This window comes from Microvirga sp. M2, from assembly GCF_047497095.1.
Lineage (GTDB): Bacteria > Pseudomonadota > Alphaproteobacteria > Rhizobiales > Beijerinckiaceae > Microvirga.
Genome location: NZ_CP134064.1, coordinates 727,218 through 749,543 on the forward strand (window position 1 = coordinate 727,218; position 22,326 = coordinate 749,543).

17 protein-coding genes are annotated in these 22,326 nt (G+C 64.1%); 13 read left to right on the top strand and 4 right to left on the bottom strand.

Annotated elements, in window-relative coordinates:
• Positions 1-120: 120 nt before the first annotated feature.
• A complete protein-coding gene (locus tag RE429_RS22985) occupies positions 121-1,488 on the bottom strand; it encodes a cytosine deaminase (RefSeq protein ID WP_414475895.1) in 1,368 nt (455 codons plus the stop codon).
• A 349-nt stretch (positions 1,489-1,837) separates the two neighbouring features.
• Here RE429_RS22985 and RE429_RS22990 point away from each other — a divergent pair, with 349 nt between their 5' ends.
• The 8 genes from RE429_RS22990 (at position 1,838) to RE429_RS23025 (ending at position 10,715) form a co-directional block, all read left to right on the top strand.
• A complete protein-coding gene (locus RE429_RS22990; RefSeq protein ID WP_414475659.1) occupies positions 1,838-2,587 on the top strand; it encodes a GntR family transcriptional regulator in 750 nt (249 codons plus the stop codon).
• Between the two features lie 12 nt (positions 2,588-2,599).
• Positions 2,600-3,067, top strand: a complete 468-nt coding sequence (locus RE429_RS22995) for a RidA family protein (protein ID WP_414475660.1) — start codon at positions 2,600-2,602, stop codon at positions 3,065-3,067.
• A gap of 2 nt (positions 3,068-3,069) precedes the next feature.
• A complete protein-coding gene (locus RE429_RS23000) occupies positions 3,070-4,074 on the top strand; it encodes a CobW family GTP-binding protein (RefSeq protein ID WP_414475661.1) in 1,005 nt (334 codons plus the stop codon).
• Between the two features lie 690 nt (positions 4,075-4,764).
• Positions 4,765-5,757: an ABC transporter substrate-binding protein gene (locus RE429_RS23005; protein WP_414475662.1), complete on the top strand. Its 993-nt coding sequence runs from the start codon at positions 4,765-4,767 to the stop codon at positions 5,755-5,757.
• Positions 5,758-5,764: 7 nt separating this feature from the next.
• On the top strand, positions 5,765-6,598 hold the full coding sequence (locus RE429_RS23010) for an ABC transporter permease (protein ID WP_414475663.1): 834 nt from the start codon (positions 5,765-5,767) through the stop codon (positions 6,596-6,598).
• 67 nt (positions 6,599-6,665) lie between these two features.
• Positions 6,666-7,469 carry an ABC transporter ATP-binding protein gene (locus RE429_RS23015; RefSeq protein ID WP_414475664.1) on the top strand — a complete coding sequence of 268 codons (804 nt, stop codon included), beginning with the start codon at positions 6,666-6,668 and terminating at the stop codon, positions 7,467-7,469.
• Positions 7,470-7,698: 229 nt separating this feature from the next.
• Entirely contained in the window at positions 7,699-9,270 is a 1,572-nt protein-coding gene (locus tag RE429_RS23020; RefSeq protein ID WP_414475665.1) for a Re/Si-specific NAD(P)(+) transhydrogenase subunit alpha, read from the top strand.
• Positions 9,271-9,284: 14 nt separating this feature from the next.
• Positions 9,285-10,715, top strand: a complete 1,431-nt coding sequence (locus RE429_RS23025; protein ID WP_414475666.1) for an NAD(P)(+) transhydrogenase (Re/Si-specific) subunit beta — start codon at positions 9,285-9,287, stop codon at positions 10,713-10,715.
• 223 nt (positions 10,716-10,938) lie between these two features.
• Here the strand turns inward: RE429_RS23025 and RE429_RS23030 are convergent, their stop codons facing one another.
• Entirely contained in the window at positions 10,939-11,982 is a 1,044-nt protein-coding gene (locus tag RE429_RS23030) for a magnesium transporter CorA family protein (RefSeq protein WP_414475667.1), read from the bottom strand.
• A 341-nt stretch (positions 11,983-12,323) separates the two neighbouring features.
• Positions 12,324-13,298, bottom strand: coding sequence for a Bug family tripartite tricarboxylate transporter substrate binding protein (locus RE429_RS23035; protein WP_414475668.1), 975 nt, complete (start codon positions 13,296-13,298; stop codon positions 12,324-12,326).
• A 301-nt stretch (positions 13,299-13,599) separates the two neighbouring features.
• On the opposite strand from RE429_RS23035, the gene RE429_RS23040 reads away from it, so the two are divergent.
• The 5 genes from RE429_RS23040 (at position 13,600) to RE429_RS23060 (ending at position 21,164) form a co-directional block, all read left to right on the top strand.
• Entirely contained in the window at positions 13,600-14,331 is a 732-nt protein-coding gene (locus RE429_RS23040) for a GntR family transcriptional regulator (protein ID WP_414475669.1), read from the top strand.
• Between the two features lie 28 nt (positions 14,332-14,359).
• Entirely contained in the window at positions 14,360-17,020 is a 2,661-nt protein-coding gene (acnA, locus tag RE429_RS23045; protein WP_414475896.1) for an aconitate hydratase AcnA, read from the top strand.
• A 29-nt stretch (positions 17,021-17,049) separates the two neighbouring features.
• The gene (locus tag RE429_RS23050; protein ID WP_414475670.1) at positions 17,050-18,234 is read left to right on the top strand and encodes a 2-methylaconitate cis-trans isomerase PrpF family protein; all 1,185 of its coding nucleotides are present in this window, start codon (positions 17,050-17,052) and stop codon (positions 18,232-18,234) included.
• A gap of 91 nt (positions 18,235-18,325) precedes the next feature.
• A complete protein-coding gene (prpB, locus tag RE429_RS23055) occupies positions 18,326-19,282 on the top strand; it encodes a methylisocitrate lyase (RefSeq protein WP_414475671.1) in 957 nt (318 codons plus the stop codon).
• Positions 19,283-19,505: 223 nt separating this feature from the next.
• On the top strand, positions 19,506-21,164 hold the full coding sequence (locus tag RE429_RS23060) for an FMN-binding glutamate synthase family protein (RefSeq protein WP_414475672.1): 1,659 nt from the start codon (positions 19,506-19,508) through the stop codon (positions 21,162-21,164).
• A gap of 47 nt (positions 21,165-21,211) precedes the next feature.
• On the opposite strand, the gene RE429_RS23065 is transcribed toward RE429_RS23060, so the two are convergent.
• Positions 21,212-22,282, bottom strand: coding sequence for a GlxA family transcriptional regulator (locus tag RE429_RS23065; protein ID WP_414475673.1), 1,071 nt, complete (start codon positions 22,280-22,282; stop codon positions 21,212-21,214).
• Positions 22,283-22,326 lie beyond the last annotated feature (44 nt).

Here is a 22,326-nt window from a genome sequence, read left to right on the forward strand (position 1 = left end):
TTCCCGTCGTTCTCGATCATCGGACGTGAAACGTGGATTCCACGTTTGGGATCGAATCCGATGCTTCCTTCTGGATGCGCTCGCCCGCCGTTCCCTCGGCGGGCGAAACTGTTGTCGGGGTCAATCCGGAGCCAGGCCGGCGAGCCCGTCGAGCTCTGCATAGGACGGCAGGGACGAGGGTTGCGGGCAGCCGTCGCGGATGACGACGCGGTTGCTTTCCGGGCGCGACAGGATCTCGGACCAGGAACGGCCCTCGAACAGAATGAAGTCGGCCCTCTGCCCTTCGCGGATTGCTCCGGTCCGGTCGAGCCCCATGATGGCCGCCGGGATCGTCGAAACGGTCGTCGGCCAGGTCCCGGTCGGGTTGTCGAGATGAAGAACGCGCGTGCCGAGGCGATAGGTCTCGAGCATGTCGAGATCGCCATAGGCGTGGAACGGATCCCGGGTATTGTCCGAACCGAGCACGACAGGAATGCCGCGGCGCCTCATCTCGTGCAGAAGCGTGACGCCGCGCCACCGGGGCGTCGTGCCGTCGTGCCGTCGGTCCTGCAGATAAAGGTTGCAGGTGGGCAACGACACGACCGCGATGCCGGACTCGGCCACGAGGCCGAGCGTGTCGTCGACCGCCGATGCGGGCTGGCCGGCGAGGGAACAGCAATGTCCGACCAGCACGTTTCCACGCGGCTTGGCCCGAAGGGCGGCAAGAGCGATGCGCCGCAGGCAATCCGACGACGGGTCTGCCGTTTCGTCGGCATGAAAATCGAGATCGAGGCCGTAGCGTCCTGCGGCCGCGAACATCCTGTCGAGAAGCCTGTCGAGATCGGGGACAGGATAGGCGACCGCGCCGAGCACGCCGCCGCTGGCGGCGACCACTTGTGAAATACGCGCGAGGAACGCCTCGTCGCGGGCGAAATCGATGCCGAAAAGACAGGAGCCCTGCAGGTCGATACGACCGCGCCATTGCTCCCGAAGCTCCCGGAAGACCGGCCACGAAACCGCGTCCTGCGGCGGCTGCGAGTCGAGATGCGTCCGGAGGGCTCTCGTCCCGTAGTGATGGGCGCAGCGCAAGGAGAAATCCATGCGGCGCAACAGATCGTCGGACGACCAGTTCGCCTCCCGGTCCGCTTTGGCGGCGGACAACGCTGTCGCGAAGGCGCCATCGACGTCTCCCGTCCGGGGCAGGATGTGGCCCTTGTCGAGATGAGTGTGGCAGTCGACGAACAGGGGAAGCGCCACCTGTCCGCCGATATCGACGACAGGGGCGTCATCCTGGCCGGAGCGTCCGGATGCAGGGCGCGCGGCAGCGATCCTGGCGATCTTTCCGGCCTCGACGGTCAGGTCGGCGAGGACGAAATCCGCGCCTGCGGCCGGCGTGAGGCATCCCTCCATCGTGGAAGGATCGAGGCGCACATTGCCGAGGACGTAGCGCCCCCGCGCCGCATGGGCGGCAACCGTCTCCCGGAGGATCGCCTGAGTGAGAGCCGGCATCGGCATGCCGCGGCTCGTCATGACCTGGAGAGTTCTCGGGGAACCGCCGGCCGGGCGGCAGAGCCGGAAGCCGTTCCATGACTGTCGATGAGGGCGGTGTTATGATGCATCGTGGCGTCCGCGTTGGCCGCGCTGTGAGGCCGCTTGAGGGCGGGATGGGAATACAGGTTGCCATCGCGCATGGTTTGGAATATTGATCACACTATGAGATCACAAACCCGGCGCCGTCAACTCTCCACCGCCGAGATCCCGCTTCGGGGAGGGCGCCTGAAGGACTCTTTCAGGGCCGCGTGCCGCGAAGCCAGAGAGCCTCGGACAAGAGACGGAAGGCGCGGAATATGGATCAGCGATGAGCGACAAATCAAAGACCGAAAAACCCGCGCAGACCAAGCCCGAGCGCGGCCATGTCCATGAGCATGTTCTGAACTACATGCGGCGCGGCCTTATGGTCGGCGCTTTTCTGCCCGGTCAGGTGATGAGCCTGCGCAAGCTCGCCGAGGCTTTGGGAACCAGCCCGATGCCCGTCCGGGAGGTGTTGAGCCGGCTCGTCGCGGCGAATGCCCTTGAGGAGACGAAGGGCGGCTCGGTCCGCGTGCCGCGCCTCAACCCCGAAAAGCTGAGCCATCTCTTCGCCGTGAGGGAGCTGCTGGAGGGCATGGCAACCGAGCTCGCGGTCGAAAAGACGACGCCGGGCCTGATGACCGAGCTTGCCAAGATCAACAAGCACCTGCTCGCGGCGATCGAACGGCGCGACATCATGAACTGCCTTTCGATCAATCAGGAATTCCACTTCACGCTCTACAACGCCGCCGAATCCGAAGTGCTGAGTCCGCTCATCGAGTCTCTCTGGCTGCAGTTCGGGCCGACGATGTACATGTCGCTGCTGATCCCCTCCATGCCGTGGAACGCATCCGACCACGAGGCCATCCTGACGGCCCTGAAGGCGGGAAACGCCACGGCCGCGAAGCGCGGGGTGATCCATGACATCCGGACGACCTGCCGGGCGCTGCTCAGCGTCGCCGGATCGCAGGGCATCGAGCTGCCCTTCACGATGGGGCAGGAGCTGCAATTCGACTTTTTGGCCCGCAAGGTATCTTGAGGAGAGTGTGTGATGGGGGGACGATACGAGCATAAGTTGGCCGAGCTGGGCATCAGCCTGCCCGACGCGGTCGCTCCGGCTGCGAACTATGTGCCGGCGCGGCGCGTGGGCAACATGGTGTATGTGTCCGGGCAGGTGCCTCGGGAAGGGGGCCAGGACAAGTTCACCGGCAAGCTCGGCGCGGGCATATCCATCGAAGAGGGCCAAGCCGCGGCCCGCCTTTGCGCGGTCAACATCCTGGCACAGCTTCGGCATGCCCTGAACGGCGATCTCGACAGGGTCGTGGGGGTCGTGCGCCTCGGAGGCTTCGTCAATGCCGATCCGGCCTTCGAGGATCATCCCAAGGTCATCAACGGCGCGTCCGACCTGATGGTGGCGGTCTTCGGCGAGGCGGGGCGTCATGCCCGCGCGGCGGTCGGCTGCAGCTCCCTGCCGCGCAACGTCGCCGTCGAGGTGGATGCGATATTCGAGGTCGCCTGACCGTGCGGACGTCGTCCTCCGAAACCGATCAGAGAATACCGGTTCATGTGCTGACGGGATTTCTCGGAAGCGGCAAGACCACGTTTCTCACGCACCTCCTCGGTCAACCCGACCTGGCCGATACGGCCGTCGTCATCAACGAGTTCGGCGAGGTCGGGCTCGATCATCTTCTCGTGCGGGAAGTTTCGGCAGATGCCGTGCTGCTCTCGTCCGGGTGCCTGTGCTGCGCGGTCCGCGACGATCTCGTATCGACCCTGGTGGACCTCCTGGCGATGGCGCAGCGCGGAGACGCGGTGCGCTTTCGCCAGGTCGTCGTCGAGACCACGGGTCTTGCCGATCCCGCCCCCATCATGCATGCGGTGATGAGCGACCTTCGCCTGCGGCGCGGCTACCGGGCAGGGCGCATCGTCACGGCCGTGGACGCCGTCAGCGGCCTCGACAGCATCGGGCGGTTCGCGGAGGCGAGCCAGCAGGTCGCCCTGGCCGATACCATCCTCATCACGAAGTCGGACATCGTCGAGCCATGGCAGCTCGATGCCGTCAGGCTCGGTATTTCCAGGATCAATCCGCGCGTCAGCCCGCTCGTCTCACGCAAGAACGCGATACCGCGCGCACAGGATATCTTCGAAGAGCGGGAGAGTTGGGAGCCGGGCTATGCCCAGATGTCGACCACGCTGCCGGTCGGCCGGCACAGCGACGGGATCGAGACATTCACGGTCGATGTCGCATGCGAAGTCGACTGGCCGTCTTTCGTGGAATGGCTGGAGCTGCTCCTCGTCAACCGCGGCCGGAGCGTCCTGCGCGTGAAAGGACTCTTGCCGGTCGCAGGCGATCCGCGCCCCCTCGTGATCCACGGCGTGCAGCACGTCGTTTATCCCCCGGAATATCTGCCCGCCTGGCCCGACGGCAGGCGAAAGGGATGGCTGGTCTTCATCGCGCGCAATCTCAGCAAAAGCGCCATCCTGAAATCGCTGCCCAGCACCTTCGCGTCCACGCACCCAAGTTGATTCCAACGGGGCGGGATCGGCATTCCGCCCCTTGGTTTGCCGCATGATTTTTCTGCCGGCGAAACGAATTCTCCTCGCCAAGAAGCCTCCGCCAAGAAGCCTCCGCCAAGAAGCCTCCGGAAAGCGCGGATGCCGATTTGCGATCTCGCCGGGCAGGCCCTTGCCGTCGATTGCCCTGGCGTGCAACCTTGCCCGCAACACCGGTTCCCATTTTTGCGGTCGATGCCGGCATGCTCCTCGAGACCCGTTGGGCGGGAGCGCTGCTCCCCGTCCTTCGAAGGAAGGTTTGGTCCGGCAATCCCGATCGGCCCCGTCGGTTTCGCGAGCGCATCGTGCGAGAATGTGGACCCGGTTTTTCGCCGGAACGATGCGCTCTTTCCAGGAAGGGAGCATCGCATCGATCCCAAAAGTGCAAATCCACTTGTCACGTCCGATGCTCCGGGCCGCCGACCGCCGTGACGACAAGTCTCTTTCACCCACGCTATAGCATCACGGCAGGCCGCAGATGTCTTTCGCGGGAGAGTTCGTTTCGAACGACAGACGACTGAAACTTGCCCTTGACACCGTCAATTTGTGATCACAACATGAGATCAAGTCTGCGGTTCGTAAATGCCTCCACGCTCACCATAGAAGAGGGCAGGCCGCTCAGAGAAAGATGGCGCCACAGGGCGTCGTATTCGGGAGGGAAGAATGTCTCATGCCGCAGGTCTCGTTCGAAGGGTTGCGCTAACGGCGAGTGCTGTCATCGCCGCCACCCTGGCAAGTCAAAGCGCGATGGCCGAGGACATCAATGTCCGGTTCAGCTGGAAGCTGAAGGGCGAATACGGCTTTTTCTATCTGGGAGAGCAGAAAGGGCTGTACAAGGACGCGGGCCTGACACCGAAGCTCGGCGAAGGGGCGGGCGCACAGGCCGCGCTCGGCGCCCTGATCCAGGGCCAGGAAGATGTCGTCGTGCTCCCAGGGATCTTCGCGATTTCGGCCATTCAGAAAGGGATGCCCGTCAAGATCATCGCCCTGTATCAGCCCACGACGCCCATCGCGCTCATTTCGCATCCAGACAAACCGGTCAAGACGCCGAAGGATCTCGAGGGCAAGACGGTCGCCCATGCCGTCGGCGAGACGGGCACCTCCTACCTCAGCGCCTTCTGCGACATCAACAAGGTCGATTGCAGCAAGGTCAAGAAGATCCAGATGGATGCGCAGTCGCGGGTTCCTCAATTCCTGCAGAAGCAGGTCGACGTGGTCAGCGTCTACCGGACCAACGACCTTCCCGTGCTGGAGGAGCGAACCGGAACCACGTTCCCGACCCTCGACCTGCCGGAATACGGGCTGGGAGTGCCTGGATTGGCCCTTGTGGCCAGCAATTCAGGCATCGAGAAGAAGGGAGCGACACTCAGAAAGTTCCTCACGGCGAACGCAAAAGCGATCGATGCGACCCGAGCCGATCCCGCCGGCGCGACGGCGGTCCTGAAGGGGGTCTGGCAGGGCGGTCCGTCCGACAAGGTCATCCAGAAGCAGATCGAGGCGACTTCCGCGTCGATGCCGAGTCCGGACGGCAAGCCCATGGGCTGGATCGACGAGAAAGTCATCTCCAATGCGATCGAGCTCATCAAGCTCGACGAGGATATCGGCAGCGTCAAGCCGTTGTCCTCCTTCTACACCAACGAACTTCTGAAGCAGTGAGGCTACGGTGGCGAGCACAGATATTGTCGGCGTCGGTCAGGCGCTGGGGAAGCAGTCGAAGAGCATGAAGCGCAAGAAAAAGGCACGGAGCACATGGATGGAGCGCTACTCGGCGCTCATCCTGGCGGCTGTCCTGATCGGGACCTGGCAGGCCCTGGTTCCGCTGTTGGGCCTCTCCGAGTTCGTTCTGCCGACGCCGCTGGCGATCGCAAAGCGCATCGTCAGCGAAATTCCGCTGCTCGCGGCCCATTCCTACGTCACGCTTTTCGAGGTCATCGCGGGATTCACCTTCGGAGCGGCGATCGGCATTCCGCTGGCCTTGTCGATCTTCTATTCCAAGCCCTTCGAGCGGGCGATCTACCCGATCCTCGTTGCGCTGCAGACGGTGCCGAAGGTCGCCCTCGCGCCCATCCTCGTCCTGTATCTCGGCTACGGCTGGGCACCGAAGATCACGCTCGCGTTCCTGATCTCCTTCTTTCCGATCGTGATCTCGACCGTCGTCGGCCTGCAGTCCCTCGACAAGAATCTCGTGAACCTGGCCCGCTCCATGGGGGCGAACGAATGGCAGATCTTCTTCAAGATCCGCCTTCCCGCGGCGCTGCCGAACATCTTCGGGGGCTTCAAGGTGGCGGTCTCTCTGGCCGTGATCGGAGCGGTCATCGGCGAATACGTTTCCGCCGAACGGGGCCTCGGATATCTGCAGCTTCAGGCGAACTCGCTGTTCGACACCACGCTCAACTTCGCAACGGTCGTGACGATCTCGGCGATCGGCGTTCTGCTGTACTTCGTCGTCGATATGGTGGAGTCTCGCGTCACCTACAAGCGCGATGCTGCCAAGTAAGACAGGTGCAAGTGAGACACGCGAATGGCGTTCGGTCACATCAAGGGACGTACAGTGAGGCAGTTCAATGGGTATCTCTAGCCAGACCAGCGGGGCCGCAGTCGACATATCGAGGCTCTCGAAAAGCTACCAGACGCGAGAGGACGACGACGTCCTCGCCCTCGACAAAATCGATCTCCACATCGAGCCGGGAAGCTTCGTGGCGGTGGTCGGACCGAGCGGGTGCGGCAAGAGCACGTTGCTCTCGCTGCTCGCGGGTCTGACACCTGCTTCGACCGGCAACATCGCGATCGACGGCGAAAAGGTCAACCGGCCCCACCCCAAGACCGGGGTGGTCTTTCAATCGGATCTTCTTCTCTACTGGCGCACGGTCCTCGACAACATCCTGCTTCCCATCGAGATCAAGCACCTGGATCTTGCCAAATACCGCGCGCGGGCCGAGGAGCTACTCGCGCAGGTCGGCCTCAAAGGCTTCGGCAATAAATATCCCTCCGAACTCTCGGGCGGCATGCGTCAGCGCGTTGCGATCTGCCGGGCGCTGATCCAGGAGCCGGGTCTGCTCCTCATGGACGAGCCCTTCGGCGCCCTCGATGCCCTGACGCGCGAGCAGATGATCATGGATCTGCAATCGATGTGGCTGCGGGTTCGAAATACCGTGTTGTTCATCACCCATGGCATCGACGAAGCCGTGTTCCTGGCCGATCGCGTGCTCGTCATGTCGCCGCGCCCCGGCCGTGTCGATCTCGACCTCAAGATCGACATGCCACGCCCCCGCCAATGGACGCGGACGCACGAGGACAAGGCCTATCACGGCTATGTCCGGCAGATTCGCGATATCTTCGAGTCCAAGGGCGTTCTTGTCTCGCATTAGGCTCGCGCAACGTTGAACGCCGGCCCATCGTGCGGACCCCAGGGAGCCGTGCTAGCGAAAAGTGGAATCCACTTTTCGCGTCCGATACTCTAGAAGCCCATATTCCAATCCCGCCGGGTCTCGTCCCGGCGGGCCGCCCGCCTCAACGGCTCGGCCGACCCGCTTGCCGGCGATGTTCCGCGACGGCATGATCGGCCGGGCTCACCGACGTTTCTAAGGATCTCAGACGATGAAGATAGGGGCACTCAAGGAGATCTCTCCTGGCGAGAGGCGTGTCGCTCTGACGCCGGAATCCGCGCGTCAGATGCAGAAGCTCGGACATGCGTGCTTTGTCGAGGCCGGGGCCGGGGCGAGCGCGGGACTGTCGGATGCGGCCTACGCTCAGGCCGGCGTGACCGTCGTGCCGGATGCCGCATCCCTGCTCGCCGCCGTGGAGGTGGTGGCGAAGGTCCAGCCGCCTGTCGCGGCCGAGGTCGCGCAGCTGCGTCCCGGCCAGACGCTGATCTCGTTCTTCTGGCCGGCGCAGAATGCCGAGCTCCTGGAACTGGCGAGGGCGCAAGGCGTCACCCTCATCGCCATGGACATGGTGCCGCGCATCTCCCGCGCCCAGAAGATGGACGCGCTCTCCTCGATGGCCAATATCGCCGGCTACCGCGCCGTGATCGAGGCCGGTAACCATTTCGGCCGCTTCTTCACCGGCCAGGTCACGGCGGCCGGCAAGATCCCGCCCGCCAAGGTGCTCGTCGTCGGCGCCGGCGTCGCGGGGCTCGCCGCCATCGGAACGGCGACCTCGCTCGGCGCGATCACCTATGCGTTCGACGTGCGCCCCGAGGTCGCCGAGCAGATCGAGTCCATGGGCGCCCAATTCGTGTTCCTGGAGTTCGAGGAGGCGCAGGACGGCGCCGCCACCGGCGGCTATGCCGCGCCCTCCAGCCCCGAGTTCCGCGAGAAGCAGCTCGCCAAGTTCCGCGAGCTCGCGCCCGAGGTCGACATCGTCATCACGACCGCGCTGATTCCCGGACGGCCGGCCCCGAAGCTGTGGACCCACGACATGGTCGAGGCCATGAAGCCCGGCTCCGTGATCGTCGATCTCGCGGCCGAGCGCGGCGGCAACTGCGACCTGACCGTGCCCGACGAGAAGATCGTGACCGAGAACGGCGTCACCATCGTCGGCTACACCGATTTCCCGAGCCGCATGGCCGCTCAGGCCTCGACCCTCTATGCCAACAACATCCGCCACTTCGTGGCCGATCTGACGCCGAAGAAGGATGGCGCCATCGTCCACGACATGGACGACGACGTGATCCGCGGGGCGACCGTGACGCACGAGGCGGCCATCACCTATCCGCCGCCGCCGCCCAAGGTGCGGGCGATCGCCGCCGCCAAACCGAAGGAAAAGCCGAAGGAGCTCACCCCCGCGGAGAAGCGCGCGCAGGAGGTGGCAGCCTTCCGGAGCCAGACCAGGGCACAGGTCGGGCTGCTGGTCCTGGGCGGCCTCCTGGTCGCCCTGATGGGAGCCTACGCCCCGGCGAGCTTCATGGCCCATTTCATCGTCTTCGCGCTCGCCTGCTTCGTCGGCTTCCAGGTGATCTGGAACGTGAGCCATGCGCTGCACACGCCGCTGATGGCCGTGACCAACGCCATTTCCGGTATCGTGATCCTGGGCGCGTTGCTGCAGGTGGGGTCGAGCCACTGGCTCGTGATGGCTCTCGCCGCGCTGTCGGTCCTGATCGCCACGATCAACATCGTGGGCGGCTTCCTGGTCACGCGCCGGATGCTCGCCATGTTCCAGAAGTCTTGAAGTAGGATCGTCCGATGAGCGTTGGAATCGTCTCCGCGGCCTATGTGGCGGCCGCCATCCTGTTCATCCTGTCGCTCGGCGGCCTGTCGGGCCAGGAGAGCGCCAAGCGCGCCGTCTGGTACGGCATGGCCGGCATGGCGCTGGCGGTGGGCGCGACCGTGTTCGGCCCCGGCGTCGGCCATTATGCCGTCATCGCCGTCATGCTGGTGATCGGCTCGGGCCTGGGCTGGTACGTGGCGAAACGGGTCGAGATGACCGAGATGCCGCAGCTGGTGGCGGCGCTGCACTCCTTCGTGGGTCTCGCGGCCGTGTTCATCGGCTTCAATGCCGAACTCGAACTCACCCGCGTGCTCGCCCTGGACGAGGCCGCGCGGCAGGCGCTCACGGGCTTTGCCGGGGTGCTCGCGCACAAGACCGGGGTCGAGATCGCGATCCTCAAGGTCGAGGTGTTTCTGGGCGTGTTCATCGGCGCGGTGACGTTCACCGGCTCTGTGATCGCCTTCGGCAAGCTCGCCGGCCAGGTCAGCGGCAAGGCGAAGAAGCTGCCCGGCGGGCATGGGCTCAATGCCGGCGCGGCGCTGCTCTCGCTGGCGCTTGGCGTGATGTACGTGAACGGGGCCGGCATCTGGACGCTGGTGGCGATGACGCTTCTGGCGTTCTTCATCGGCTATCATCTGATCATGGGAATCGGCGGGGCCGACATGCCCGTGGTGGTCTCGATGCTCAACAGCTATTCGGGCTGGGCGGCCGCAGCCATCGGGTTCACCCTCGGCAACGATCTTCTGATCGTCACGGGCGCGCTGGTCGGCTCCTCGGGTGCCATCCTGAGCTACATCATGTGCAAGGCGATGAACCGCAGCTTCATCAGCGTGATCCTCGGCGGGTTCGGCACCACCGCCGGTCCGGTCATGGCGATCGCCGGCGAGCAGATCGCCATCGATGCCGACGGCGTGGCGGCGGCGCTCGAGGAGGCGGACAGCATCGTGATCGTGCCGGGCTACGGCATGGCTGTGGCGCAGGCCCAGCAATCGGTGTCGGAACTGACGCGGCGGCTGCGCGCCAAGGGCAAAGAGGTGCGGTTCGCCATTCATCCGGTCGCCGGCCGCCTGCCGGGGCACATGAACGTGCTGCTCGCGGAGGCCAAGGTTCCTTATGACATCGTGCTGGAAATGGACGAGATCAATGAGGACTTTGCCGCGACGGACGTGGTCATCGTCATCGGCTCGAACGATATCGTGAACCCGGCGGCCCAGGAGGATCCGAACAGCCCGATCGCCGGGATGCCGGTTCTCGAGGTCTGGAAGGCCAAGCAGGTCTTCGTGTCGAAGCGCGGCCAGGGGACGGGCTATTCCGGAATCGAAAACCCGCTCTTCTACAAGGACAATACCCGCATGTTCTACGGCGACGCCAAGGCCAGCATCGATCAGCTCGTCCAGGCCATCTGAACGTCAAGGCCATCTGAACGTCAAGGCCCGGAGCCTTCTTCGGCGAAGGGGCTTCGGTTCGCCGTCAAGGATGCGGTACACCAAAGAAATGAGCCGATTCCACGCCAGTGGGATCAGCTCCACAGCATCGGATGTGGGTTCGAACCCACATCCGATGCTGTCAGTTGATGCTTTTGAGCATCTTTGCACGCAAAACCGGTTCCCACTTCCCGCGTCCGATGCTCTAGATCCAGTTTCTGCGCCGGGCGATCACGGTCACGCCGATGCTCACGGCCACCAGGGCCGAGATCACGCCCCAGAAGCCCTCCGCTCCCCAATGCCAATACGGGATCTCGAAATTCATCCCGAAAATGCCGGCAATGGCGCTGAACACGCCCAGCAGGAGGGTGACGAAGGTGAGGCGGCGCACCAAGTCGTTGGTCGCCTCGGCCGTGCGTGTTGTAAGGAGGTCGAAGGACCCGTTGACGAGATCCCGGGCATGATCGACCGCGTCCACCGCTCGCTCGAAACGCCGCTCCAAGGAGCGATAATGCGAGGATGCGTCCGATTCCACCACGTGGGCGAAATCGGGCCGGGACAGGCCATAGAACACGAGACGGTGCGACGCGAGCAGCCGCCGGAGCCGCGACACGCGCCGGCGCACCTCGACGACGCCCGGCAGCAGGCTGCGCTTGGCGGCGCGGGTCAGCATGGTCTCATCCAGGCGGTCGAGGAAGGCCTCAAGGGCCGCCAGGGCATCGAAATAGGCGGTGAGATGCCAATCGAGGAGCGACGCCACAAGGGCCGGCGGGCTCAAGGCGCCGATCAGGGTTTCGCCCTTGTCCTGTTCGCGAAAGGCTCTCAGGAACGGCAGGTCCGCGTCATGGACGGTCATGATCCATCGCGGCCCGACGAGAAATTCCAGGTGCACGGCCCGGTGCCTCGGCAGCAATGCCTCGTGTCCGCTCTCGCCTGCCGGGCTGAGCGCCATGACGTCGAACTGGAAATATTCTCCATAATTGTCGAGATAGAGGTCGTCCTGCGGGCGCAGCAACTCGCGAAGTGAATCCCTCTTGAGATCGAACAGCCCGACCAGGGGCTCGAGGACCTGACGGTCCCGGGTGCCCACATCGACCCAGAGCAGGTTGCGCCAGCCGAGATCCCGGATGCACAGCCCGTCGAGCGCCACCTCGCGATCATGGCCGTCCGCGTCGTACAGATAGGCATGGACGGGGGCCGATCGCGTGCCTTTATGCTCTTCCCCGACGCTGTGCTGGTTGTCCCGCATCGGACACCTTCACGCGACCGGAAAGGTTTCGATGGCCGGCCGGGCCCTTTCGTCCTGCGCGTATCGAGATGATTTCGGGGCTTGTCGCATGAAGGAAACTCCAAACCAAAGCAACGACCGCAAACCGGCTGCTCCGACACCGAGAGCCAGGGCGACCAACGGACACTGTCGCCGTTTGGTTCCCGATCTCACACCGGGACTGCGCGGCGCCGAACTGACCGGCATCGGCGCTGTGTTGCATCGTCGGACGGCGAACCGGAGCCACGCCGCCGAGAATGGCGCGAGATAAGGAAACGCCGCGCGAAGGCGCGGCGTTTGTCGGAGAGCGCGGAGACGTCCGCCTATGATTTGACAAGTCCCAGGGAGGTCAGAACCTCCTTGGTGCGCGCCTGATCCTCCGCCAGGAATTTGGCGAAGGCGTCGCCCGGCAGGTAGGAATCGGCCCAGTTCTTCTGCTTGAGAATCTCCTGCCATTCCTTCGATTTCGCCATCGCCTCGATGGTCGTCATGATGTCCTTTTTCTGTTCGGGCGTAATGCCGGGCGCCGCCATCACCGAGCGCCAGTTCAACACCTCGAGATCGACTCCCTGTTCCTTGAAAGTCGGAGCATCGATCTCGGGAATGCGGCTGGCCGACGTGATCCCAATCAGGCGCAGCTTGCCGGCCTTGATCTGGCTTTCGAACTCGCCGTAGCCGGAGATGCCGGCCGTCACCTTGCCGCCGAGGATCGCCGCGAGGGCCTCACCACCGCCCGAGAAGGCGACATAATTCATTTTTGCCGGATCCGCTCCGGCCAGTTTCGTGAACAGGCCTACGGCGACATGATCGATCCCGCCTGCCGCTCCGCCGCCCCAGGTGACTTTGGCGGGATCGGCCTTCACGCGATCCATCAGGTCCTTCGCCGTCTTGATCGGAGAATCCGGCGGTACCACGACGGCGAGGTATTCCGCCATCAAGCGAGCGATCGGCGTCACCTGATCGAGTTTGACCGGTGCGTTGTTCGTCAGGATTCCGCTCACCATGGCCGATCCGCTCATTATGAGCTGGCTGGGATCGCCTTTCGTGTTGTTCACGAATTGAGCGAGGCCGATGGCTCCGGCGGCGCCCGGAACGTTCGTGACCTGCACGCCCTTGGCGACGCCTGATTGCGTCATGGCCTGCTGCATGGCGCGCGCCGTCTGATCCCAGCCTCCGCCCGGACCGCTCGGGATCAGGATCTTGAAGTCCTTGTCTTGGGCAATGGCGGCAGTCGAAAGGATCGTTGCGAAGACAGTTGCAACGGCGGTGTGCAGGATTGTTCTGCGAGAGTAGGGCATGGTTCCTCCGGAGCGTTTTTTACAGAGATGCCTCTGGCAGCGGCGTGCTGCTTGGGTTCATCGATTGACGGCCGCCTTCTCCACGCAGTTGGGCGGCTTGTTGTTGGCAGCGGATCGATATTGCACGCTGCATGTCTCTCATTCGATCCCGGAGCCGATGGATTGTCAAGCATGGATGTCGACAATTGCGCTCTCTGGCACGGCTATTGTGACAAGATATGGCCAAATAATCCAAATATTGTCGACACTTCTTGACGATTGAGCCGAGAGGAGTGTAGAGACCTGGGTGAGGAGACGCCGAATGTCAGGAGAGCCATCAAACGATGCGGATGAGAGGCTGACCACGGCCGACCGCATCCTGAACCAGCTCAGCGATGCCATCTTGCGGGGGCAGCTCCAGCCGGGTGAGAAGCTGAGCGAGCCGGAGCTGGCGCGACAGCTCGGGACCAGCAGGGCTCCTCTGAGGGAGGCCATCAGCCGTCTGGAGGAGCGGAAGCTCGTGACGCGCGCCCCGCATGTCGGCGCCCGTGTGATCGAGCTGACGCCCGAGAAGATCCAGGAGATCTTCGTGGTGCGCGAGGCGCTCGAAGGAATGGCCGCGCGGGAAGCGGCAATCCGGATCAGCGACGCCGAAATCGAGCAGCTGCGGCTCATCCTGGCCCGGCATGAGGCCCATCTCGACGAAAGCACCTTCAACATCGAGGATCTTCAGGGCGATCCCGACGACGATTTTCATCTTTTCATCGTCAAGTGCAGCCGCAACGAGACCCTCATCAATCTCCTCTGCGGCGAGTATTACAATCTCATCCGTCTGTGCCGCCGTCGGCAGAGGCGAATTGCCGGGCGCGTGCGGCGCGCCTTCGTCGAACACCGCCGGATTGCGGACGCCCTGGCGGATCGCGACGCGGAGCTGGCCGAGCTGACCATGCGTCGTCACATCGCCGCCGCGAGGGCGGGCTTGTCGGTCGGTGCCGCGCCCGGGGCGGTCCCGGGCGCGTCCTCAAGCACGTCGAAGCACAAGCTGCAGCGATAATGTCGTCGTTTCGAACACGGATTTCATGATGTCCCTGAAAGCAAGCATCCGTCGGACCCTCGATGTCGGCGGGCAGCCAATCGCGTATTTTTCCCTGAAAGCGCTCGAGCGGAACGACCTTGCCCACATTGGGCGGATGCCGTTCTGCCTCAAGATCCTGCTCGAGAACATGGTCCGCAATTCCGGCCGAAACGGGATCTCGGACCAGGACGTGCTGGCGCTCGCCAACTGGAAGCCTCGGTCCGGACAACAGGCCGAAGTCGCGTTTCATCCGGCGCGCGTGCTGATGCAGGATTATACCGGAGTGCCGGGCCTCGTCGATCTCGCGGCCATGCGGAGCGCGATGCAGGGCCTCGGGGACGATGCGAGCCGCGTCAATCCGCTGATTCCCGTCGATCTTGTCGTCGATCATTCCCTGATCGTCGACGAGGCCGGCCATGCCGGCGCCTTCAACAGGAATCTCGCTTATGAATACCAGCGCAACACGGAGCGGTACCGCTTCCTGAAATGGGCCCAGCAAGCCTTCAACACGTTGCGTGTGGTGCCGCCGGGCTCCGGCATCCTCCATCAGGTCAATCTCGAGCACGTCGCTTCCGTGATCCGCGTCGAGCGGCATGACGACGCAATCGTCGCCTTTCCCGACACGATGGTCGGCACGGACAGCCACAGCACGATGATCAATGCCCTGGGCGTTCTCGGCTGGGGTGTCGGCGGCATCGAGGCCGAGGCGGCCATGCTCGGGCTTCCTCTCGCGGTGTCCTTTCAGGATGTTGTGGGGGTGAGGCTCACGGGCCGGCTCCGGCCTGGGGTGACGGCGACCGACCTCGTTCTCACGCTCACCCAGCGCCTGCGCTCCGTCGGCGTCGTCGACAAGCTGATCGAGTTCACCGGGCCGGCCCTCGACGATCTTGCCGTGGCCGACCGGGCGACGATCGCCAACATGGCGCCCGAATATGGATCGACCTGCGCTTTCTTCCCCATCGATCGGGCGACCCTGGACTATCTCCGTCTGACGGGGCGCGAGGAGAGCCAAGTCGCGCTCATCGAGGCCTATTGCCAGGTTCAGGGGCTCTGGCGCGAGGCCGGAGCGCAGGAGCCGGATTTCAACACGATCATCCCGTTCGATCTCGGCGATGTGGAGCCCTGCGCCGCGGGTCCGCGGCGACCGCAGGATCGCGTGCCGCTCCACCGGGTGCCGGAGAACTTCCGGACCGAAATGCAGGTTCCCGCGCCTCCGGAGGCCGATGACGAAGTCGGGGATGGCGCCGTCGTGATCGCGGCCATCACGAGCTGCACGAACACCTCCAACCCGGCCGTCATGATCGCGGCCGGTCTCGTGGCCAGGAAGGCGGTCGCGCTGGGGCTCGAGGTCAAGCCCTGGGTCAAGACCTCCTTGACGCCCGGCTCCAGGGTCGTGGGCGGCTACCTCGAGGAGAGCGGTCTTCAGGCTGATCTCGATCGGCTCGGATTTCAGGTCGCCGGCTACGGCTGCGCCACCTGTGGCGGCAATTCCGGGCAGCTCGCCCCCTGGGTCGACGAGGCGGTCCGCGACAAGAATCTCGTGGTGTGCTCCGTGCTTTCGGGAAACCGGAACTTCGAGGCCCGCATTCATCCTCTGGCCCGCGCGAATTATCTGATGTCGCCGCCTTTGGTCGTCGCCTATGCCCTGACAGGACGCGTGACGGTCGACTTGACCCGGGAGCCTGTCGGAACCACGCCCGAAGGCCGTCCGGTCCTGCTTCAAGAGATCTGGCCGACATCCGCGGAGATCGCCGAAGTGCTCGGTCGCACCCTGTCGCCCGATCTGTTCCGCCGCTCCTATGCCGAGCTCTTCGCCGGAGAGGGTGAATGGACCGCTCTCAGCGGGAGCACGGGGAGCTTGTTTCCATGGGATCAGGAAAGCACCTATATTCGCTGCCCCCCCTATTTCGATGGGGAGACGACCGGGCAGCCGCAATCCTCGCACAGCCTGGTGGGCGCCCGTCCGCTCCTGCTCCTGGGGGACAGCATCACGACCGATCACATCTCGCCCGTCTCCGACATTCCCGCCCATTCACCCGCGGGGCGCTACCTGACGGAGCAGGGGGTGTCTGTCCGCGACTTCAATGCCTATGGAGCGCGGCGAGCCAACCACGAGGTGATGGTCCGGGGCGCGTTCGCCAATATCCGCCTTCGCAACGAGATGGTTCCCGGAATCGAGGGCGGCTTCACGCGGCATCAGCCGAGCGGCGACGTCATGCCTGTTTTCGAGGCGGCCGCCCGCTACGCATCCGATGAAACCCCCCTCGTGGTGATCGCCGGCAAGGAATACGGAACGGGCTCGTCCCGCGACTGGGCCGCGAAAGGAACGAGGCTCCTCGGGGTCCGCGTCGTGATCGCGGAGAGCTTCGAGCGGATTCACCGGGCCAACCTTGCGAGCATGGGCGTTCTGCCTCTCCAGTTCCTGAACGGGGTGACGCGGACGACGCTCGGACTGGACGGCACCGAGAGATTCGAGATCGACGATATGGCCGGCCAGGCGCAGCGCGGAGCCGTCGTGGAGTGCCGGATCATCCGGACGGACGGCTCGGCGACCACCGTGCCGTTGACGTGCCGGTTGGACAGCGAGAGCGACGTCCAGGTCTGGCGTGCGGGAGGAATCCTGCCCTTCGTGCTTCGCCGCCTGCAGAGCCACAACGGACAATCCTGAGACCGAACCCGTCGACAAGGTCACCCGATATGCCACAGATTCCAGTTCGAGCCGTCTACATGCGGGGCGGGACCAGCCGCGCGATCGTCTTCAGGCCCGAGGATCTTCCCAACGACAAAGCCGATTGGGATCCCATCTTTCTCGCCGCGATCGGGAGCCCGGATCCGAACGGACGTCAGCTCGATGGGCTGGGAGGCGGGATTTCATCCCTGTCGAAAGTCGCCGTCGTGGGCCCGTCGACGAGGCCCGATGCGGACGTGGACTATACCTTCGCGCAAGTCGCGGTCGGAGAGCCGTTGGTCCAGTACAGGGCGAATTGCGGAAACATCTCCTCCGCCATCGGGCCCTTCGCGGTCGACGAAGGGCTGGTCCGGCCCGACGGCTCGGTCGCAAAAGTCCGGATTCATAATACGAATACGGGCAAGATCATTGTCGCCCAGTTCCCGGTTGTCGACGGGAGGGCCGCCGTCGAAGGCGATTTCCATTTGGACGGAGTGGCCGGGACGGGGGCTCCGATCCGGTTGTCCTTCCTGGAGCCCGGCGGGGCGGCGACCGGTCGGCTGCTGCCGACCGGGCATGCGCAGGACCTTCTCGATATCGAGGGCGTCGGACGGATTGCCGTGTCTCTGGTCGACGCGGCCAATCCCACCGTGTTCGTGGAAGCCGCGGCCTTGGGCTTCACGGGCTCTGAACATCCGGACGAGCTGGCGGGCAACCCGAAGGCGCTCGCGCTGTTCGAGGCGCTCCGGGTGGCGGCCGCCGTGAGAATGGGGATCGTCGCGGACGAGGATGAGGCGCGGACACGCACGCGAAATCTTCCCATCGTGTCGCTTCTCGCAGCCCCGGGGGAAGCCACCACTTTGAAAGGAAGCCGCTTGTCTGCGGCCGACATGGACATCATGACCCGCATGATCTCGGCCGGGCAGCCTCACCGCGCGACCCCGCTGACCGCCGCCATGTGCCTGGCGGTGGCCGTGAGAATTCCAGGCACGGTCGCGAGCCGGCTGGCCTCCTCGGATCCCGGTTCCGAGGCCGATATCCGGGTCGCCCACCCGTCCGGGGTTATCCCCGTCGCGTCCGTGGTAGGGGCGAAGGATGGAGAAGCCTTCGCCCAGGAGGCCGTCGTCTACAGGACGGCTCGGCGCCTCATGGAAGGGGCCGTGCTCGTCCCGAGTCGCCTCGTGCCCAAGCCGGCTGATGGCCCCGGCGCCTGAGCGAAACCAGTCCTTGCGTGAAAGCCACGGCCGTTGAGGCCGGGCCATCCGACATTGCTTAAGTCACAAGAGAATGAAGAAGGGTTCCACGATGCCGTATCTCGTTGCAAAAGACCTTCCCACGACCAGCGCCGGAGACCGGTTCCGTGAGTTGCTGGGCCGCCCCGAAATCCTGCAGATCCCGGGAGCCTACAACGGTCTGGCGGCGCTCCAGGCCAAGGCAGCGGGATTTGGCGCGCTCTATCTGTCGGGGGCGGCGATGAGTGCATCGATGGGGCTGCCGGATCTGGGCATCATTACGGTCGACGAGGTCTGCTTCTTCATCCGGCAGATCGCCCGTTCGTCCGGTCTGCCGATCCTCGTGGACGGCGACACGGGGTATGGCGAGGTCCTCAACGTCATGCATATGGTCCGCAGTTTCGAGGATGCGGGCGCCGCCGCGGTCCATATCGAGGATCAGATTCTGCCCAAGAAATGCGGGCATCTGAACGACAAGAAGCTGGCTTCACCGCAGGACATGGCTGCAAAAGTCGCCGCCGCCGCGAAAGCGCGCCGCCATCTCCATATCATCGCGCGGACGGATGCGGCTGCGAGCGAAGGGCTTGAGGGCGCTGTCGCGCGCGCAAAGCTCTATCTCGAGGCCGGCGCCGACGCGATCTTCCCCGAGGCCCTTCACGATGCCGAAATGTTTCGGGAGTTCGCAAGACGCGTGAACGCCCCGCTGCTGGCGAACATGACCGAGTTTGGAAAAACGCCGTTCTTCAGCGCGAACGAGTTCCAGGACATGGGATATCGTATGGTTATCTGGCCTGTCAGCGCCCTCCGAGTGGCGGCAAAGGCGCACGAAGACCTGTACGAAGCCATTGTCCGTGATGGCGGCACGCAGAACATGCTGGAGCGCATGCAGACCCGTAAGGACCTCTACCGGACGATTGCCTATCACGACTACGAGGCTCTGGATGACAGTATCGTCCGCACACTGACTCCGGAGGGAATGCCGGATCGCACGAACGGCCATGAGCCGTCCGAACCTCGGGCTCCAGTCTGATTCAGTTGCGGTTTGTCCTGCGAGGATGTGCGGCGCCGCCAAGATCGGCTAAGTTTCGAGGCTGCCTGCTCAATCGGCGCTGCGCGATCCTATAACGTGCCAAGGCGGCAGCCAGGAGATCCATCACCGGAACGGTTCGCCCACCATTGCTTATCCGTTCCGGACCGGCCAAGATAAGAGCTCCCCTATCTGCCGCCTACGGACGCTTCGAAACAATCCCAAAATGGTGAAGACTATCCTCTCATACCAGCGCTATGCCGTTTTTGCGGCTGCCGGCCTCGTGACGCTCGCCTCGCTCGTCGGGGCAACGGTCTACAGCCAATGGCTGTTCATCGTTGCGGCGGTTTCAGGGGCGTTGTTCGCTTTAGGCATTCACGATCTGCGTCAGCGCCGCCATTCGATATTGCGCAACTATCCGACGGTCGGGCACCTGCGCTTCCTGCTCGAGAGCTTCCGGCCGGAGATCAGGCAATACATTATCGAGAGCGATCGTGACGAGGTGCCGTTCAGCCGTCAGGACCGCGGCCTCGTCTACCAGCGGGCGAAGGGCGTCGAAGACAAGCGCCCCTTCGGGACGATCGAGAATGTCTATAGCTCCGGCTATGCGTGGCTCACCCACTCGGCCACGCCCGTGACGATTGCCGATATGGATTTTCGGGTCCGCATCGGCGGCTCCGCCTGTAAACGGCCGTACAATGCCAGTTTGTACAATATTTCGGCGATGAGCTTCGGGTCGTTGTCGGCCAACGCCATTCTGGCGCTCAACACCGGTGCGAGAAAGGGTGGTTTCGCCCACGATACGGGCGAGGGCGGGATCAGCCGCTATCACCGGCAGGGCGGCGGCGACCTGATCTACCAGGTGGCTTCCGGCTATTTCGGCTGCCGCAACGACGATGGCAGCTTCTCGCCCGAGAAATTCGCCGAACTCGCCGCCGATCCGCAGATCAAGATGATCGAGCTGAAGCTGAGCCAAGGGGCGAAGCCCGGCCATGGCGGCATGCTCCCGGCTTCGAAAATCTCCCAGGAGATCGCCGAAGCGCGCGGGATCCCGATGGGCATGGACTGCGTCTCGCCGGCGGCCCACAGCACCTTCTCGACACCGATCGGCCTCATGAGGTTTATCGGCCAATTGCGGGAGCTTTCCGGCGGCAAACCGGTCGGCTTCAAGCTGTGTATCGGGCATCGCCGCGAATTCATGAGCATGGTCAAGGCCATGCTCAAAACCGGCATCATCCCCGATTTCATCGTCGTCGACGGGGCCGAGGGCGGAACGGGCGCCGCGCCAGTGGAATTCGCCAATCGCGTCGGCATGCCGATGCTCGAGGGGCTCACGTTCGTGCACAATACGCTGCGCGGCGCCGGGATACGGCACGAAGTCAAGATCGGCGCCGCCGGCAAGATCGTCTCGGCCTTCGATATTGCCCGCACCCTGGCGCTTGGCGCCGACTGGTGCAATGCCGCGCGCGGCTACATGTTCGCCATAGGCTGCATCCAGGCGCAGTCCTGCCATACCAACAAATGCCCTGTCGGCATCGCGACGCAGGATCCCATCCGCCAGCGCGCGATCGATGTCGGCGACAAGAGCGACCGGGTGGCGCGCTTTCACCGCAATACGATGCAGGCATTGGGCGAGATTGCAGGGGCTGCCGGCTTGAGCAATCCCAGCGATTTCATGCCGTATCACTTCATGTTCCGGCAAAAGGAAAACGAGTTCCTCGACGGCAACGAGGCCTATCCGTACCTGCCGGAAGGATTCCTTGTTTCGGGCCAGGAAATCCCCGAACTGGCCGATTGGTATGGACGGTGGGATCGGGCGAAGGCCGAGAGCTTCGCCCCACCGGAAATTCCGCATGGGCCCTTCCAGCGGCGCAAAGCCGCCTGAACGGGTGTGTCCTCGGCGAAGATGCGGGCACACGCTCGTTTCTTCGCTTATGACTCCGGCGCATGATCCTGGTCGAAGACCCGGCGGTCGGCATTCGTGCCGTCGTACTCCCCCGCCGCTGGCCGGGCGGCCGGTGGTCTGGCCTCCTGACGGCTGATCTGGCGGAAATGGGCGGGGGTCATGCCATAGCGCGCCTTGAAGCTCCGGCCGAAATGCGAGCTGTCGGAAAATCCCAGCTCGGCAGCGATCAGCACGGCCGGAAGAGCGCTGTGTTCGAGCATCCACCGCGCATGCTTGAGGCGCAGGGCCATGTAGCTTTCCTGAGGGCTCTCGCCCAAGTGCTTGCGGAAATGACGCTCGAGCTGCCGCACGCTCAAGGCGAGCGCCCCGGCAAGATCCTGAATGGAGAGAGGTTCCATGAGGTTCTGCTCCATGAGGAGCAGGGCCCGCGAGACCAGGTGATCGTCCCTCGTGGCGGCCAGGAACGGCGCGGGCTGTGCTGCGTCTCCTGAACGGGGCCGTTCGACGAGAAGGATGTGCAGAGCCTTGTAAGCCTGAGCCGCCCCCAAATGGTCGCTGACCAGACGAGCCGCGAGATCGGCCACGCCGGCCCCGCCGGAGCACGTGATCCGATCACGATCGATCACGTAGAGGCGATCGGCGATGGGGACGAGGTCCGGAAACTCCTCCAGAAAGTCCCGGTAATGATACCAGCTGACGCAGCATTTGCGATCGTCCATCAAGCCCAGGCGGCATAGGACGAAGCTGCCCGTGCAGACTCCGATGAGCTTCACGCCGGCCCGGGCTGCGGATCTCAGGTAATGAGCAATCTCGGGAGGGATCCCGTGGGCGCCATGCAGAAGCCCTCCGACGATCACGAGGTAATCGAAAGCCTTCGGGTCGATGAAGTCCGAGGATGGCTGAATGTCGATCCCGCAGCTGGACCGGACCGGCCTGCGCTGCGGGTTCATGACCTCCCAGGCACAGGCGATCGGTCGGCTGAGATCGCCCTCATCGCCCGCTAGGCGCAGCACGTCCAGGAAGGTCGAGAAGGCCGTCAGGGTGAACCGCGGCATGAGCACGAAGCCCACTTTCAGCTTGGGGCCGGGTTGCGCCATTTTCTTTCATCCCCTGTCGCATCCATTCTATCCCAGTGTCGCGC

What these genes read in the sequence shown, in the direction of transcription:
- RE429_RS22985 (WP_414475895.1), bottom strand. Translation starts at nt 1,488, where the DNA reads ATGCCGGCTCTCACTCAGGCGATCCTCCGGGAGACGGTTGCCGCCCAT.
- RE429_RS22990 (WP_414475659.1), top strand. Translation starts at nt 1,838, where the DNA reads ATGAGCGACAAATCAAAGACCGAAAAACCCGCGCAGACCAAGCCCGAG.
- RE429_RS22995 (WP_414475660.1), top strand. Translation starts at nt 2,600, where the DNA reads ATGGGGGGACGATACGAGCATAAGTTGGCCGAGCTGGGCATCAGCCTG.
- RE429_RS23005 (WP_414475662.1), top strand. Translation starts at nt 4,765, where the DNA reads ATGTCTCATGCCGCAGGTCTCGTTCGAAGGGTTGCGCTAACGGCGAGT.
- RE429_RS23015 (WP_414475664.1), top strand. Translation starts at nt 6,666, where the DNA reads ATGGGTATCTCTAGCCAGACCAGCGGGGCCGCAGTCGACATATCGAGG.
- RE429_RS23020 (WP_414475665.1), top strand. Translation starts at nt 7,699, where the DNA reads ATGAAGATAGGGGCACTCAAGGAGATCTCTCCTGGCGAGAGGCGTGTC.
- RE429_RS23025 (WP_414475666.1), top strand. Translation starts at nt 9,285, where the DNA reads ATGAGCGTTGGAATCGTCTCCGCGGCCTATGTGGCGGCCGCCATCCTG.
- RE429_RS23030 (WP_414475667.1), bottom strand. Translation starts at nt 11,982, where the DNA reads ATGCGGGACAACCAGCACAGCGTCGGGGAAGAGCATAAAGGCACGCGA.
- RE429_RS23035 (WP_414475668.1), bottom strand. Translation starts at nt 13,298, where the DNA reads ATGCCCTACTCTCGCAGAACAATCCTGCACACCGCCGTTGCAACTGTC.
- RE429_RS23040 (WP_414475669.1), top strand. Translation starts at nt 13,600, where the DNA reads ATGTCAGGAGAGCCATCAAACGATGCGGATGAGAGGCTGACCACGGCC.
- acnA (WP_414475896.1), top strand. Translation starts at nt 14,360, where the DNA reads ATGTCCCTGAAAGCAAGCATCCGTCGGACCCTCGATGTCGGCGGGCAG.
- RE429_RS23050 (WP_414475670.1), top strand. Translation starts at nt 17,050, where the DNA reads ATGCCACAGATTCCAGTTCGAGCCGTCTACATGCGGGGCGGGACCAGC.
- prpB (WP_414475671.1), top strand. Translation starts at nt 18,326, where the DNA reads ATGCCGTATCTCGTTGCAAAAGACCTTCCCACGACCAGCGCCGGAGAC.
- RE429_RS23060 (WP_414475672.1), top strand. Translation starts at nt 19,506, where the DNA reads ATGGTGAAGACTATCCTCTCATACCAGCGCTATGCCGTTTTTGCGGCT.
- RE429_RS23065 (WP_414475673.1), bottom strand. Translation starts at nt 22,282, where the DNA reads ATGGCGCAACCCGGCCCCAAGCTGAAAGTGGGCTTCGTGCTCATGCCG.